Annotated in this window: 12 protein-coding genes; 3 read left to right on the top strand and 9 right to left on the bottom strand. The window is 72.4% G+C overall.

Features of this window, described 5'->3' with window-relative positions; all coding sequences use genetic code 11:
• Window positions 1–130: 130 nt before the first annotated feature.
• Window positions 131–1,012: a mycothiol conjugate amidase Mca gene (gene mca / locus OG912_RS10765; RefSeq protein WP_326738367.1), complete on the top strand. Its 882-nt coding sequence runs from the start codon at window positions 131–133 to the stop codon at window positions 1,010–1,012.
• A gap of 1 nt (window position 1,013) precedes the next feature.
• The gene (locus OG912_RS10760; protein ID WP_327709162.1) at window positions 1,014–1,259 is read left to right on the top strand and encodes a hypothetical protein; all 246 of its coding nucleotides are present in this window, start codon (window positions 1,014–1,016) and stop codon (window positions 1,257–1,259) included.
• 80 nt (window positions 1,260–1,339) lie between these two features.
• On the opposite strand, the gene OG912_RS10755 is transcribed toward OG912_RS10760, so the two are convergent.
• The 5 genes from OG912_RS10755 to OG912_RS10735 all read right to left on the bottom strand — a co-directional run bounded on the left by OG912_RS10755 (window position 1,340) and on the right by OG912_RS10735 (window position 5,884).
• Complete coding sequence (locus OG912_RS10755) at window positions 1,340–1,960, bottom strand: VOC family protein (protein ID WP_327709161.1); 621 nt, start codon at window positions 1,958–1,960, stop codon at window positions 1,340–1,342.
• Window positions 1,957–2,796, bottom strand: a complete 840-nt coding sequence (locus OG912_RS10750) for a sulfurtransferase (protein WP_327709160.1) — start codon at window positions 2,794–2,796, stop codon at window positions 1,957–1,959. The genes OG912_RS10755 and OG912_RS10750 overlap by 4 nt, the downstream gene beginning before the upstream one ends.
• A gap of 1 nt (window position 2,797) precedes the next feature.
• Window positions 2,798–3,940: an MFS transporter gene (locus tag OG912_RS10745; RefSeq protein ID WP_327713391.1), complete on the bottom strand. Its 1,143-nt coding sequence runs from the start codon at window positions 3,938–3,940 to the stop codon at window positions 2,798–2,800.
• 443 nt (window positions 3,941–4,383) lie between these two features.
• A complete protein-coding gene (locus tag OG912_RS10740) occupies window positions 4,384–5,376 on the bottom strand; it encodes a transposase family protein (protein WP_327709159.1) in 993 nt (330 codons plus the stop codon).
• 7 nt (window positions 5,377–5,383) lie between these two features.
• Window positions 5,384–5,884: a GNAT family N-acetyltransferase gene (locus OG912_RS10735; RefSeq protein ID WP_327709158.1), complete on the bottom strand. Its 501-nt coding sequence runs from the start codon at window positions 5,882–5,884 to the stop codon at window positions 5,384–5,386.
• Window positions 5,885–5,993: 109 nt separating this feature from the next.
• Between OG912_RS10735 and OG912_RS10730 the strand changes: the two genes are divergently transcribed.
• Window positions 5,994–6,716, top strand: coding sequence for an ArsR/SmtB family transcription factor (locus OG912_RS10730; RefSeq protein ID WP_327709157.1), 723 nt, complete (start codon window positions 5,994–5,996; stop codon window positions 6,714–6,716).
• 98 nt (window positions 6,717–6,814) lie between these two features.
• On the opposite strand, the gene OG912_RS10725 is transcribed toward OG912_RS10730, so the two are convergent.
• From OG912_RS10725 to OG912_RS10710, 4 genes are all read right to left on the bottom strand, one after another.
• On the bottom strand, window positions 6,815–10,042 hold the full coding sequence (locus OG912_RS10725; protein WP_327713390.1) for a tetratricopeptide repeat protein: 3,228 nt from the start codon (window positions 10,040–10,042) through the stop codon (window positions 6,815–6,817).
• A 241-nt stretch (window positions 10,043–10,283) separates the two neighbouring features.
• A complete protein-coding gene (locus tag OG912_RS10720) occupies window positions 10,284–10,517 on the bottom strand; it encodes a helix-turn-helix domain-containing protein (protein ID WP_327709156.1) in 234 nt (77 codons plus the stop codon).
• Window positions 10,517–11,104, bottom strand: coding sequence for a DUF2975 domain-containing protein (locus OG912_RS10715; protein ID WP_327709155.1), 588 nt, complete (start codon window positions 11,102–11,104; stop codon window positions 10,517–10,519). The genes OG912_RS10720 and OG912_RS10715 overlap by 1 nt, the downstream gene beginning before the upstream one ends.
• A gap of 131 nt (window positions 11,105–11,235) precedes the next feature.
• Window positions 11,236–12,531: a hypothetical protein gene (locus tag OG912_RS10710; RefSeq protein ID WP_327709154.1), complete on the bottom strand. Its 1,296-nt coding sequence runs from the start codon at window positions 12,529–12,531 to the stop codon at window positions 11,236–11,238.
• Between the last annotated feature and the right edge of the window lie 86 nt (window positions 12,532–12,617).

Below are 12,617 nucleotides of genomic sequence, written 5' to 3'. Positions count from 1 at the left end.
GATCGAGGAATTTTCCACCCCCGTGTTCGGTCACTATAGAAGCCGCCCGTGCGCCACCCGACCGCCACCCCACACCGACGTCCCCGCGGGACGGCACCCTTGATGGCGACCAATCACTGAGGATCGAGTCTTGACTGAGCAGCTTCGACTGATGGCCGTGCACGCCCACCCCGACGACGAGTCGAGCAAGGGCGCGGCCACCATGGCCAAGTACGTGTCCGAGGGGGTGGACGTGCTGGTCGTGACCTGCACGGGAGGCGAGCGTGGCTCCATCCTCAACCCGAAACTCCAGGGCGACGCGTACATCGAGAAGAACATCCACGAGGTGCGCAAGAAGGAGATGGACGAGGCCCGGGAGATCCTGGGCGTCAAGCAGGAGTGGCTCGGCTTCGTCGACTCGGGTCTGCCCGAGGGCGACCCGCTGCCGCCGCTGCCCGACGGCTGCTTCGCGCTGGAGGACGAGACCGTGGCGGCGGGCCGCCTCGTCGCGAAGATCCGCGCGTTCCGGCCGCAGGTCATCACCACGTACGACGAGAACGGCGGCTACCCGCACCCCGACCACATCATGACCCACACGATCTCGATGATCGCGTTCGAGGGTGCGGCGGACACCGAGAAGTTCCCCGAGGCGGAGTTCGGCCCCGCCTGGACGCCGCAGAAGCTCTACTACAACCAGGGCTTCAACAAGCCGCGCACGGTCGCGCTGCACGAGGCTCTGCTCGCCCGTGGCCTGGAGTCGCCGTACGGGGACTGGCTGGAGCGCTGGAAGGAGTTCGAGCGCGCCGAGCGCACGCTGACCACGCACGTTCCGTGTGCGGACTTCTTCGAGATCCGCGACAAGGCGCTGATCGCGCACGCGACGCAGATCGACCCGGACGGTGGCTGGTTCCGCGTTCCGATGGACATCCAGCGGGATGTCTGGCCGACCGAGGAGTACGAGCTGGCGAAGTCTCTCGTCGATACCTCCCTCCCCGAGAGCGACCTCTTCGCGGGCATCCGCGACAATGCCTGATATGTACGCGACTCAGGCACTGACGCACCTCGTCCCGCTCGCCGAGGAACTGGACAAGAACAAGGTGACCCCCGGGGTCCTCGGCTTCATCGTCTTCGCAGCGCTCGCCGTGGGCGTGTGGCTGCTGATGAAGTCGATGAACCGGCACATGGGCAAGGTCGACTTCGAGGAGGCTCCGCAGGAGCCGAAGGAGCAGGCCGGCGCGAAGGGTGCGGCGGAGCCCGCGGGCTCCGCGAAGCGGAAGTAGGCGCGGGCAGGGGCGGGGCGGCACCGGGTGACCGGTCCCGCCCCGCCCCTGCCCGCCGGTACGGCGACGGGGCACGCTGATCAGATCAGCGTGAGCTCGCCGTCCGGCGTGCGCACCGTCGCCACCAGGGCGGGACGGCTCCCGCGGCGGAGCGTGAGGTCCGCCTCCACGGCCCGCAGGGCGTGACGGACGGGGTCCGGGGCCGGGTGGTAGCCGTGCAGGGCGGCCAGCTCGGCCCTGGGCAGGTCGCGGGCGGGGTGCGGCGTGGTGCCCCAGTCCACCAGGAACGGCAGCAGACCGCCGTCCTCGAAGGCCCGTGGCGGGGTGATCCTGCCGCTCACGACGCCTCCGCGCGGATCCACCCGGCTCATCGTCGCGGGTTCACCCGGGTCGTGGCCCGCAGCGCGTGCGGCGGCCACCCGGGCGTCCACATCGGTGACCCGCAGGGCCCAGGTGCAGAGCCGGGGGTGGCCGGGCCGGCCCAGGCCGAACGGCAGCTGCGCGGGCGGCACGCTCTGCCCGGTGTCCGGGCCGAGCACCTCCAGATAGGCTGAATCGCCCAGGCCCAGCAGGAAGTTGCGGGTTCCCGCGGTGGGGTGGCTGCCGCCCGGGGCGAGCCGGATGCCGAGCCCCTCCTCCAGCCAGGCGACGGTCCGCTCCAGGTCGGGGGCCGCGAGGATCAGATGATCGAGCGCGGTCATGCACCCACGGCCACGGGCCGGGCCGGGTCCGCGACCCACTCGCTCCACGAGCCCGCGTACAGGGCGGCGTCGAAGCCGGCCAGCCGCAGCGCCAGGACCTGGTGTGCGGCGGTCACCCCGGAACCGCAGTAGGCGGCCACCGGACGGTCCGGGGTGAGGCCCAGGCCGGTGAAGCGCCGGCGCAGTTCCTCGGGGGAGCGGAACCGTCCGTCCGGGGCGCTGTTGTCGAAGGTGGGCGCGGAGAGCGCCCCCGGGATGTGCCCGGCGACGGGGTCCAGGGGCTCGACCTCGCCGCGGAAGCGCTCCGGGAGCCGGGAGTCGAGCAGGAAGCCCTTGGCGGCGGCGTCCGGGACCTCGTCCACCGTCAGCAGCGGCAGCCCGCCGGGCGTGCCGGTGAAGGCGCCCGGGGCCACCGGTGTGCCCGGCCCGGTCTCGACCGGTGCGCCGGCCCCGGCCCACGCCTCGTAGCCGCCGTCCAGGACCCGGACCGAAGGATGGCCGTAGTGGCGCAGCATCCACCACAGACGGGCGGAGATGGTGGCGTCCCGCTGGTCGTAGACCACGACGGGCCGGTCCCGGTCGATGCCGAGCCGGTGCGTCGCCGCCAGGAAGGTCTCGGCGTCCGGGAGCGGGTGCCGGCCGCCGGGGCCGGGCGGTGCGGCCAGGTCGGCGTCCAGGTCGGCCCGGACGGCTCCGGGGAGGTGGCCGTCCAGGTAGCGCTGGGCCGGCGTCGGGCCCTGCGGGCTCCAGCGGACGTCGAGCACGGTGGGCGGTGCCCCGTCCGCCAGCAGCGCGCGCAGTTCGTCGACCTGGATCAGCGGGTTCGTCTCGGTCATCTCACTCCTTCGGCTCGGGCCGGGCGGGTACCACTCCCGCCCAGGTCATGATGGCAGCGACCAGGCCCAACGCCCCGCACCAGAGCCACAGTCCGCGACCGGCGCCGCTCCATACCGCCGTGCCGATCACCGGTCCGATCGCGCAGCCCAGCCCGTAGACGGAGTTGGACGCGCCGAGGTAGCGCCCGCGCAGCCGGCGCGGTCCGGCCTGTGCGGGGTACGCGAAGGAGAGCGTCGGATAGCCGACCGTCTCGCCGAACGACCACACCGCCGTGGCCAGGACGAAGCCGGCCATGCCCCACGGGAGGGCGTACGCGGCCACGCCGACGGCGGTCAGCACCACCCCGGTGACGGCCGCGACGCGGCGCGGCCAGTGCTGGACCCGCTTGGCGACCAGGAGTTCGAAGGCCACGACCACGACGCCGTTCAGTCCGACCAGGATGCCGTACGACATCACGCTCAGCCCGGCGGCCGTCACGGCGAGCGGGAGCGTGGAGACGTACTGGATGTAGACGGCCGAGGTGGTCAGCAGCGCGCACAGGAACATCAGGTAGCGGCGGTCGCGCAGCACCTCCAGGTAGCTGCCGGTCTCCTCCTTTCCGGCCGCCCCGCCCTTGGGGTGTGAGAGGCCGACGCCGCCGCCGCGCAGGGCGAAGAAGGCGGCGAGTGCGAAGCCGAGGGTTGCCAGGGCCTCGCCCCAGAAGAGGAGTTGGTAGGAGACCAGGACCAGGGCCGCGCCGAGCACGGGCCCGATGCCGGTGCCCAGGTTGGTGGCCAGGCGGACCATGGCGAAGAGCATCACATGCCTGCTCTCGGGCACCAGCTTGCTCAACGCGCTGGTGGAGGCGGGCCGGTACGCCTGGCCGACGGCGCCGATCAGTGCCACCAGTACCAGCATCGGGCCGATGGTGTGCAGGTACAGCAGGGCGGGCAGCAGGAGCGCGGTGAGCGTTGTCGAGCCGACGATCGTGGTGCGCGGGCTGAGCCGGTCCGAGAGCCAGCCGCCGACCAGGACGCCGAACACCATGCCGGCGCCGTACACACCGAGGGCGGTGCCCGCCTGCCCGTCGGAGAAGCCGCGGTGCGTCAGATAGAGGACCAGGAAGCTGCCGAGGCGGTGGACGAAGGTGCCGATCACCAGCATCCGGGCCGCCGCCGGCGCCTCGCGCCAGGTGACGAGCGCGCCGGCCTTGGCGGTCTCCTGCGTGTCCGGCCGGTCGGTGTCGGACGCGGTCATGCCCCGTCCGCCGTCCGCCGCGGCGCGGCTTCCGGGGATGCGGTCCTGACCGCTTGCGGCTGCCGGGATCCGGGCTGCGGCGCCGCCGGCCGGCGTGTTTCCGGCCTGCCAGGCGCGGGCGAGTGCGAGCCGGTCGCAGGCCTCCTCGACCCAGTGGAGCGGCAGCGCCCCGTAGAGACGCTCCGTGCCGTCCACGCCGGCCGGGGTGACGTCGCCGGCCAGGGAGGGCCAGTCCTCGTAGCCGTGCGCGACGGCGACGGACTCGCGGACCGCCCGCAGTTGAAGCGGAGAGGGGCGCAGGCCGTGTGCCGTGGCCTCGTCGGCGAGCCGGCTCACCGCGTGCCGGCGCATCAGCTCCGTCTGGAACTCGTCGAGGAACTCCAGCTCCAGGGCGAGCCGTTCGGCGAACTCGGTGATCTCGGCAGGTCCGCGCAGCATCCGCGCGAGGAGAGCAGCGAGGCGCTCCCGCAGGGCGTCCGCACGGTCCTGCGGGTCGATCGCGGTACCTGCCACCAGGGCAGTTTGGTCAACTGGCGGGCCGGGGTGGGCTGGTTGTTCTTCACCGACAGCAGGTAGTGGGCCTGGCGGTCCTCGACGAGGTAGCGAGCGTGGCTCGTCTGGGCGTGCAGGGCGTCGACGGTGACGACGGAGCCGGTCAGGTCCTGACCGTCGAGGGTGTCCAGCAGCGGAGCGAACTCGGGTATCTCGTTCGTCTTCGCACTGATCTCGCGCAGAGCAGCAGTCAACGCATCGTGGTGGCGCACTGCGGACAGGACGAAGACACGGCTGCCGTCCGCGCGGACCGCTCCGCACAGGCATTTGCCGTCCACGGCGAAGGCCGCACGACGCGGTTGCGGCGGGTCCGTCTCGTTCTGGGCGATCCGGTGGGCGCGGCGCTGTTCGCGCTCGACGATCCCGTCCGGGCCGGTCGCGGTCACCGGGCGGGCCTGGAGTGTGGTGAGTCTGGTGAAACCGGCGGCGGTGAGTAGCGCGGGGTCGACGCGGGCGAATACATCGCGCAGGGTGCGCTCGCCCGGAGCCTTGAACCGGCCGGTAAAGGGATCGAAGGGGCAGCCCAGCCGGGCCAGTACATCCTGGTCGCAGCGGCGTACCCACGCGGCAATGGCGGTCAGGGAGTTGCGTCCGGCGCTGGTGAGTGCACACACGCCGACTGCGAGCAGCGTTGCCAGCCGGAACCGCACGCCGCGCGGATTCCTCGGATCGGGCACCAGGGACAGTGCGGCGAGCAGACCGGACGGCACCACCGCCTCGGGCCGTGACGCCCCGGACGCGGCCTGTGGCAGGTGCAGAGCGGACGGAACAGATGATGGTGCATCGAGCACGGCGACCTTACCGGGACCGGACTGGTTCACCAGTCGATGCGGTGAGTTCTTTGGTCATGAAGACGCGGCTGGTGCCCGGCGGATCGCAGGGCACCTCTCCCAGCCGCTTCCACCCGTGTTTCTGGTAGAAGCCGGGGGCCTGGAAGGTGATGGTGTAGAGCACGGCCGTGCGGCAGCCACGGGCACGAGCCTCGTCCTCGGCCTGCCGGAGGATCTCTGTTCCCAGCCCGCTGCCACGCAGCCGGGCCGGCAGGTAGAAGAGGTCGAGGAAGAACAGCCCGAGCGAGGTACGCCCGGTCAGTCCGCCGACCACCTGGTGGGTATCGGGATCACGGACCAGGACGGCCAGAGGTCTGCGGTCGGCGATTCCCGTGTGTTCGATGTTGAAGCGGTCCAGCGCGTCGGAGATTGCCGCGGCGTCCTCCGGGTTGGGGGCGTCGGTGAGTACGCAGTCCGTCTGGGGGTCGGGCTGGTGGGAGGCGGTGACGGCAGTGTCGGACGCAGGCATGGTTGCTCCAGTACGTGAGCGGATGCGGGTGCGGGGCCGGTGAGCCCGGCGCACGGGCCGACGCTAGGACGGGGACGCTTCGACGGACGTCGAAGGGACGTCGGCGACAATGGGCACCGTGGACATTCAGCGTGCAGGCCAGGATGTGGGTGTGGACCTGGCGGGCGTGGCCAGACTGCTGGCCGACGGCACCCGGGCCGCCTTCTGCCTCGCGCTGCTCGACGGCCGGGCCTGGACGGCGAACGAGCTCGCGCGCTATGCCGGAGTCGCGCCGTCCACCGCGACCTCGCACCTGAACCTGCTCGTGAACGGCGGGCTCCTCGTCGAGGAGCGGCACGGACGCCACCGCTACGTACGGGTGGCCGACCGCAGAGTGGTCGAACTGATCGAGAGCCTTGCCGCGCTGGCCCCGAAGCCCAGCGCCCCACCACGCTCGCTGTCGGCCTCCGGCCGGCAGCAGGCACTGGCCCGCGCCCGGCTGTGCTACGACCATTTGGCCGGAACCACCGCTCTGGCCATCACCGACGCGATGGTCGAACGCCAACTCCTGGAGTGGGGACCTGAGCCGGGCCTGACGGGCAAGGGCGCCCTCTGGCTTGCCGAGGTCGGCATCACGGTACCCGCCGGCTCACGCCGGCCACCGGTGCGCGCATGCCTCGACTGGACCGAGCGCCGTCCCCACCTGGCCGGCGCGGTGGGCGCCGCGCTGTCCGCCCACGCACTCGGCACCGGGTGGATGACACGCATCGGCACCACCCGCGCCCTCCTCGTGACACCCGCCGGCCGCCGGGCACTGCACGACCACCTCGGCCTGCCACCAGCTGAACTCTGATCCTGAACCGGACCTGACCGGGCCACACCTACGCGTGATCAAGCCGGCGAAAAGGACTCTCCCCGCCCTGACGGTCCCGCTGCCGGGAAAGCGCCCATTCACGGCCTTCCCGGGACCGGCACACCCATGATTTCCCGGGCCTGACGGGTCGGGGTCAGGCCCAGACGCCAGGCCTGCCAGCCGTCCTCCAGGTGCACACCCCGGTTCAGGACCACCCGGAACGCCTCCGCGCAGTCCTCCAACTTCGCGTCCCGCGTCGCATGGCCGGCCGCGACCAGGTCGGCCAGCTCCTGCTGGGCCACCACCGTGCCCACCTCGATGCCGCCCGGCGAGGCGTACGGCAGCAGCGTGCACCGCAGGAAACGGGCCCAGTCCGCACCCCGCGCATCGCCGTACGAGTCGAACAGCGCCGCCGCCTCACCGCACAACTCCAGGGCCTGCGGCGCACGCTGGTTGCCCGCATCGATCAGGGCCAGCTCCAGACAGGTCCACCCCTCCCCGTGGGCGACCCCGATACGACGGAAATCGGCCCGCGCGTCCACCAGCAGCTGACGGGCGAAACCGGAATTGCGCAGGTTGCCCGTCTGCGCGGCCCGCTGATCGCGGGTGACCCGCCCCGAATGGTGCCGGGCGCACGCCAGCCCGTACACGTCCCGCATCCGCGAGAACATCGTCCGGGCCCGCTCCAGCTGCCGCACCGCCTGATCGGTGTCGCCGGCCTCCTCCAGGGCCTGGCCCAGGTAGTACAGCGTCCACGCCTCGCCCCGCGCGTCCTCGTTGTCGCGGTGGCGGCCCAGCGCCGCGTTCAACTGCTCCACCGCCGGGGCCGGATCACCGTCCAGCAGCCGGGCCCGGGCCAGCTGGGTCAGCGCCCACGCCTCGCCCCGGTCGTCACGCGTCCGCCCGTACAGATCCAGCGCCGTACGCAGCGCCGCCTCGGCCCGCTCCACATCGCCCATCCGCAGCAGCACCTGACCCAGCTGGAACTGCGTCCACGCCTCCCCGTGCAGCGACTCGCCCTCGCGGTGCAGGACCAGCGCCGTGTCCAGGAGCTCAAGCGCCTCGGCCAGATGGGCCTGGTCGCGCTCCACCGCGGCCAGCGCGTGCAGCGACCAGGCCCGGTCCTCCGCCTGCGCCGCGGAGGCCTGCAGCTCGATCGCCTCGCGCAGCCGCGCCGCGGCCTCCGTCAGATTGCCCTGGTGGTGCAGCGTGATGCCGAGCGAGCACAGCGCCAGCGCCGTACCCGAATCGTTCTGCGCCTCCCGGTACAGGCCGACGACGGACGACAGCGTGGTGCGGGCCTTGTCCAGCTCGCCGAGCTGACGGGCCGCGATTCCGGTCCGCCACTGCACCGACCGCTCCAGCAGCCCCTGGTCGACCGCCTGCGTCAACTCACTGATCTCGCCCAGCCGGTAGAGGTCACCACGCAGCAGGCAGTAGTCGCACAGCGCGCCCAGCAGGTCGAGCACCGCGCCCTGGTCGACGCCCTCGCTGTGCCGCAGCGCGGAGGTGATGAAGCTCGACTCGTCGTCCAGCCAGCGCAGCGCCGCGTCGAGGGAGCCGAAGCCGTGCGGCCCGAACTGCCCGGCCCGGGTGGACATCTTGCCGTCCACCATCCGGATCACCGCACCCGCCAGCTCGGCGTAGTTCGCGATGAGCCGCTCCTGCGCGGCCGTGCGGTCCGCGGCCTCCTCCTCGTCGTTCAGCCGGGCCAGGGCGAAGCCCCGTACGAGATCGTGCAGCCGGTAGCGAGAGCCCCGCACATGGTCCAGCAGGCCGGCCCCGGACAGGGCCGTCAGCAGCCGGCCGGCCTCCTGCTCGTCGGCCGACAGCAGCGCGGCGGCCGCCGCGGCGCCCAGGCTGGCCCGGCCGGCCAGCGCGAGCCGGCGCAGCAGCCGCCGCGCCTGCTCGGGCTGGTCGGTGTAGCGCAGCCACAGGGCCCGCTCGGCCGGCGGAACCGGCCCGTACGCGGCCAGGTCGGCGGCCAGCGCGCTCGGGGTGCGCTCCCCGAGCGAGGACCCCGCGATCCGCAACGCCAGCGGCAGCCCGCCGCACAGCTCGGTGATCGCCTCGCCTGCCGCGTGGTCGTACAGCCCCTGCCCGTCCTCCTGGGACGCCTCGCGCAGCAGCTCCTCCGCCCCCGCCGCGTCCAGCGCCCCGACCTCCAGCTGATGCACCCAGGCCGGCAGGGACTCCGGCAGATCGAGCGGCTCACGGGCGGTGACCAGGACGAGGCTGTCCGAACGCTCCGGTATCAGGGTGCGGACCTGCTCGGCATCGCTCGCGTCGTCGAGGACGACCGCCACCGGGGTGCCGGTCAGATGCTGGTGGTACAGCTCGCTCAGCCGGCGCACCTGCTGTTCGGCGGAGGAGCTGTCGCGGAACAGCAGCTGCTCGCGGGGGGCGCCGAGCCGGTTCAGCAGATGCAGCAGCGCGTCCCGGGTCGGCAGCGGCGGCTCGTCGTCGGCGCCGCCGCGCAGATCGACCACGCAGGCACCCCGGAACTGGTCCTTCAGGCTGTGCGCCGCCCGCACGGCCAGCGCGGTGCGCCCGGCGCCAGGGGGCCCGTGCAGCACGACGACCGTCGGCTTCGTCTCCGTCGACGCGCGGGCCGCGTGCACCCACTGGGCGATCCGGGCCAGTTCGGCCCGCCGGCCCGCGAACAGCCCTTCCGGATCCGGCAGATGACTGAACGACTGCTCAAGCAGCGAGCGCATCCGGGCTGCCGCGCTGCGGTCCCCGCCGCGCAGTTGCGGCGTCGAACGGTCGGCGGCGGCCTTCTTCTTCGCCGGGGTGCGGGACGAGGCGGTGAGCATGCGCTGCTGGTCGACGAAGGGGCGGATGCCCCGTACCTCCAGCGCCGTCAGCCACTGCAGGCGCAGCTGTTCCGTCCCGCCCGGCTGCCCGAGCGCACCGGCCCGGCGGTGGGCGGCCGGCCAGTGCGAGGCGGTGACCTTGGCGACGGTGGCGGTGGCGCCCGCGACCGCCACGACGGCGCCCGCGCCGAGTGCCAGGCCGCCCGCGGTGCCGAGCGCCACGTCCGCGCCGAAAGCTGCGACGGCGGCAACTCCCGTGACCAGCAGCGGTGTTCCGAGCGTCGCCCGGCTGAACCGCTGGGCCAGCGGCTGCTGCCCGGCCGTCGTGGCATCGAGCGCCTGGGTGTACGCGGCGTACTCCTCGCCCACCCCGGCCGCCAGCGAATCGAGCGCGGCCCGCCCGCGTGCCATCAGCGCGCCGGGGTCGGTCCGGCCGCCCGAGCGGCGTACCTCTTCCTCCACGGCCCGTGCCAACAGCCGTTCGGCTTCCGCCCGGTGGCTGTCCCGCATCCGCATGGGTCCCCCTCGGTTCCTGCCCCTTGGACCGGTCCGGCGTCCGGCCGCGATGGAGGACCAGTCTCCTGCCTGGGGGCGGTGCGCAACAGGGAGTCTGCGGGACTGCGCCGACGCGGTGACGCCGCCGGGGTTACTCGGTATCACAAGTGGACGTGATCACAGGGCAGTTGAAGCGCCGTCCATGCGCACACCCGTGGCGGACGGAGGGGTCCCGCCTCGCCCGTGCCGGTGATGGTCAGGCCGGTCCGGCGGGGTCGAAGGTGATCAGGTCCCCCGGCTGGCACCGGAGGACCTCGCAGATCTTCGACAGGGTGGAGAAGCGTACGGCCTTGGCCCGTCCGTTCTTGAGCACGGACAGGTTGACGACGGTGATGCCCACCTGTGCGGACAGCTCGGTGAGGGTCATGCCGCGCTCGGCGAGGACCCGGTCGAGGTGGATCCGGATCCCGTGGATCTCGTCTTCGGGCATCAGATGGTCGCTTCGATGTCCTCGCGCATGCGCACACCCTCGCGCATGATCCTCCCCATGATCACCGCGCCCAGGCCGGCGAGGACGAGTGCCATCGGGCCGGAGAGTTCGAACTCGGAGCCCACCACGGGCGCCATGCTCCCGGCGAGCCAGGACTGCGACGAGCCGGCGACGAGGCCGGCCAGCGGCGTGCCCGCGGTGACGAGCCAGCCGAGAGCCGAGAGCCGGTGTGCCACCGTGTCCGTGAACGGCCCCTGCTCCAGGACGCCCGACAGCAGCCGGGAGAAGAGCAGCAGCGCGAGCGAACCGAACAGGAGCCAGGGCAGTTCGCCCCCGAGGTCGGCGGCCCGCTGTCCCGCGGAGGGGCTGTCCTGGCAGAGGAGCGCGGTGCTGCTGGACGCGTCCACGCCCTTGCCGACAGGCGGGCCCTCCGGCCCGAACGAGGCGTTGGCCCAGAAATCCGTCTTCACGCAGACCGCGCCGTCGTCGAGCATGTGCGAGGCCGCCGTGCCCAGGAACGCGAGCCCGCAGAGCACCGCCAGGCCGAAGGTGACCGAGGCCAGAGTCTTCATGAGTCGCGTGTTCACCGCAGTCCTCCATATCGATGGTCGATATGGAGGACACTAGTGGAGCATATCGATATTCGACAAGTCGATGCTTCCGGCGCGGCCTGATGCGACGGGGCGGGCGTGAGCCCGCCCCGTCCGGTCAGGCGTCGTTACCGCTGCCGGGCGGCGCGACGGCGTGCCACCAGGACTCCGCCGGCCCCGAGGACGACGGCGCCGGCGGCCGCGGCCGCGAGGGGCAGGGTGGAGCCGGAACCGGTCTCCGCCAGGTCACCGCCCGTGGCGGACGAGCCCGAGGTGCCCGAGGCGGAGCTGCCGCCCGTGGCGGAGGTCCCGGAGCCGGACGCCGAGCCGGAACCGCCGGAGGCGGCCGTGCCCGAGCCGCCGGAGCCGGACGTGGAGCCGGAGCTGCCGGAGCCGGACGTCCCCGAACCGCCGGAGCCGGACGTGGAGCCGCTGCCGCCCGTGGAGCCGGCGCCCTCGACGTCGAGCAGGATGTCCGCCGAGTCGTTCGACTTGACCGGGTCGAAGGGCCGGGACTTCTTGTCGAGGGTCACCGAGCCCTTGGCCCCGGGGACGGCCTTGTCGATCTTCAGGTTGAACTTGTAGGTGTGCTCGGTGTTCGGGTGCATGAACGAGGCGTCGGTGCCGCAGACGTACGCCCCCTGCCCCTCCTCCCGGCAGGAGTGGGTCCCGGTGACCGTCGTGCCGGCAGGCATCTTGATATGGACGTTGACCACGGATTCGTAGGGCTCCCCTGCCACCCAGCCGGGTCCGGCGTTGGTGAACTTCACCGCCAGCGGGACCGTGTCGCCGACCTTGCCCTTCAGGTGGGCGCCCGTCACCTGGAAGTCGGCCGAGCTCTTGGCGGTCACGTTCGTCCTGGCCGAGGCGGGCTCGGTGGAGCCCGGAGCGGCCGGGGTCTCGTCGGGTCGCTCCACCAGCTTGACCGCGGGCCCGGTGCCCGGGGTCGGCCCGCCCTCCGGGATCTGGATGGGGCTCTTGCTGACTCTCACGGACAGTTCGTCGTTCAGGGCGCTGTCGTTGATCCCCAGCTTCAGCCCCTCGGGCGCGTAGACGACACCGGGGCTCACCGGCTGGTCGAACTCGCAGATCAGGAGGTAGGACTGAGGCGCCTCGTCGGCGCCACCGTAGTTCTCGGTCGAGCAGTTGGAGGGCGTCGGGTGGGAATAGCTGAGGCCGATGGTCGCGGACCAGATCATCCAGACCTTGTCGAGCGCCTCGGTGCCCGTGTTCGTGAAGGACCCCGGCAGGTCGAGCTCGCTGCCCGGCTTCACCCCGTCGATCGGGCCGATCTTGCCCATCACGAGACCGGTGTCCGGGTCTGCGGCGTCTGCGGGCGCGGCACCCAGCACCATCAGGGCTACGGCGCCGACGGCGCCTGCGGTCCGGCGGAGAGTGCGGCGGCGAGGAGAAGCATGGGCCATGGAAACCTCTGTATGAAGTGGCTTGACTGATACGGGCATCGGAACAACGCAAGAACGTTTGTTCGTTCAGGAGACCTCCGGCACCG

The organism is Streptomyces sp. NBC_00464 (assembly GCF_036013915.1).
Classification (GTDB): domain Bacteria; phylum Actinomycetota; class Actinomycetes; order Streptomycetales; family Streptomycetaceae; genus Streptomyces.
Note: the sequence above shows the minus strand (reverse complement) of the source record. Positions and strands in the feature narration are given on the sequence as shown.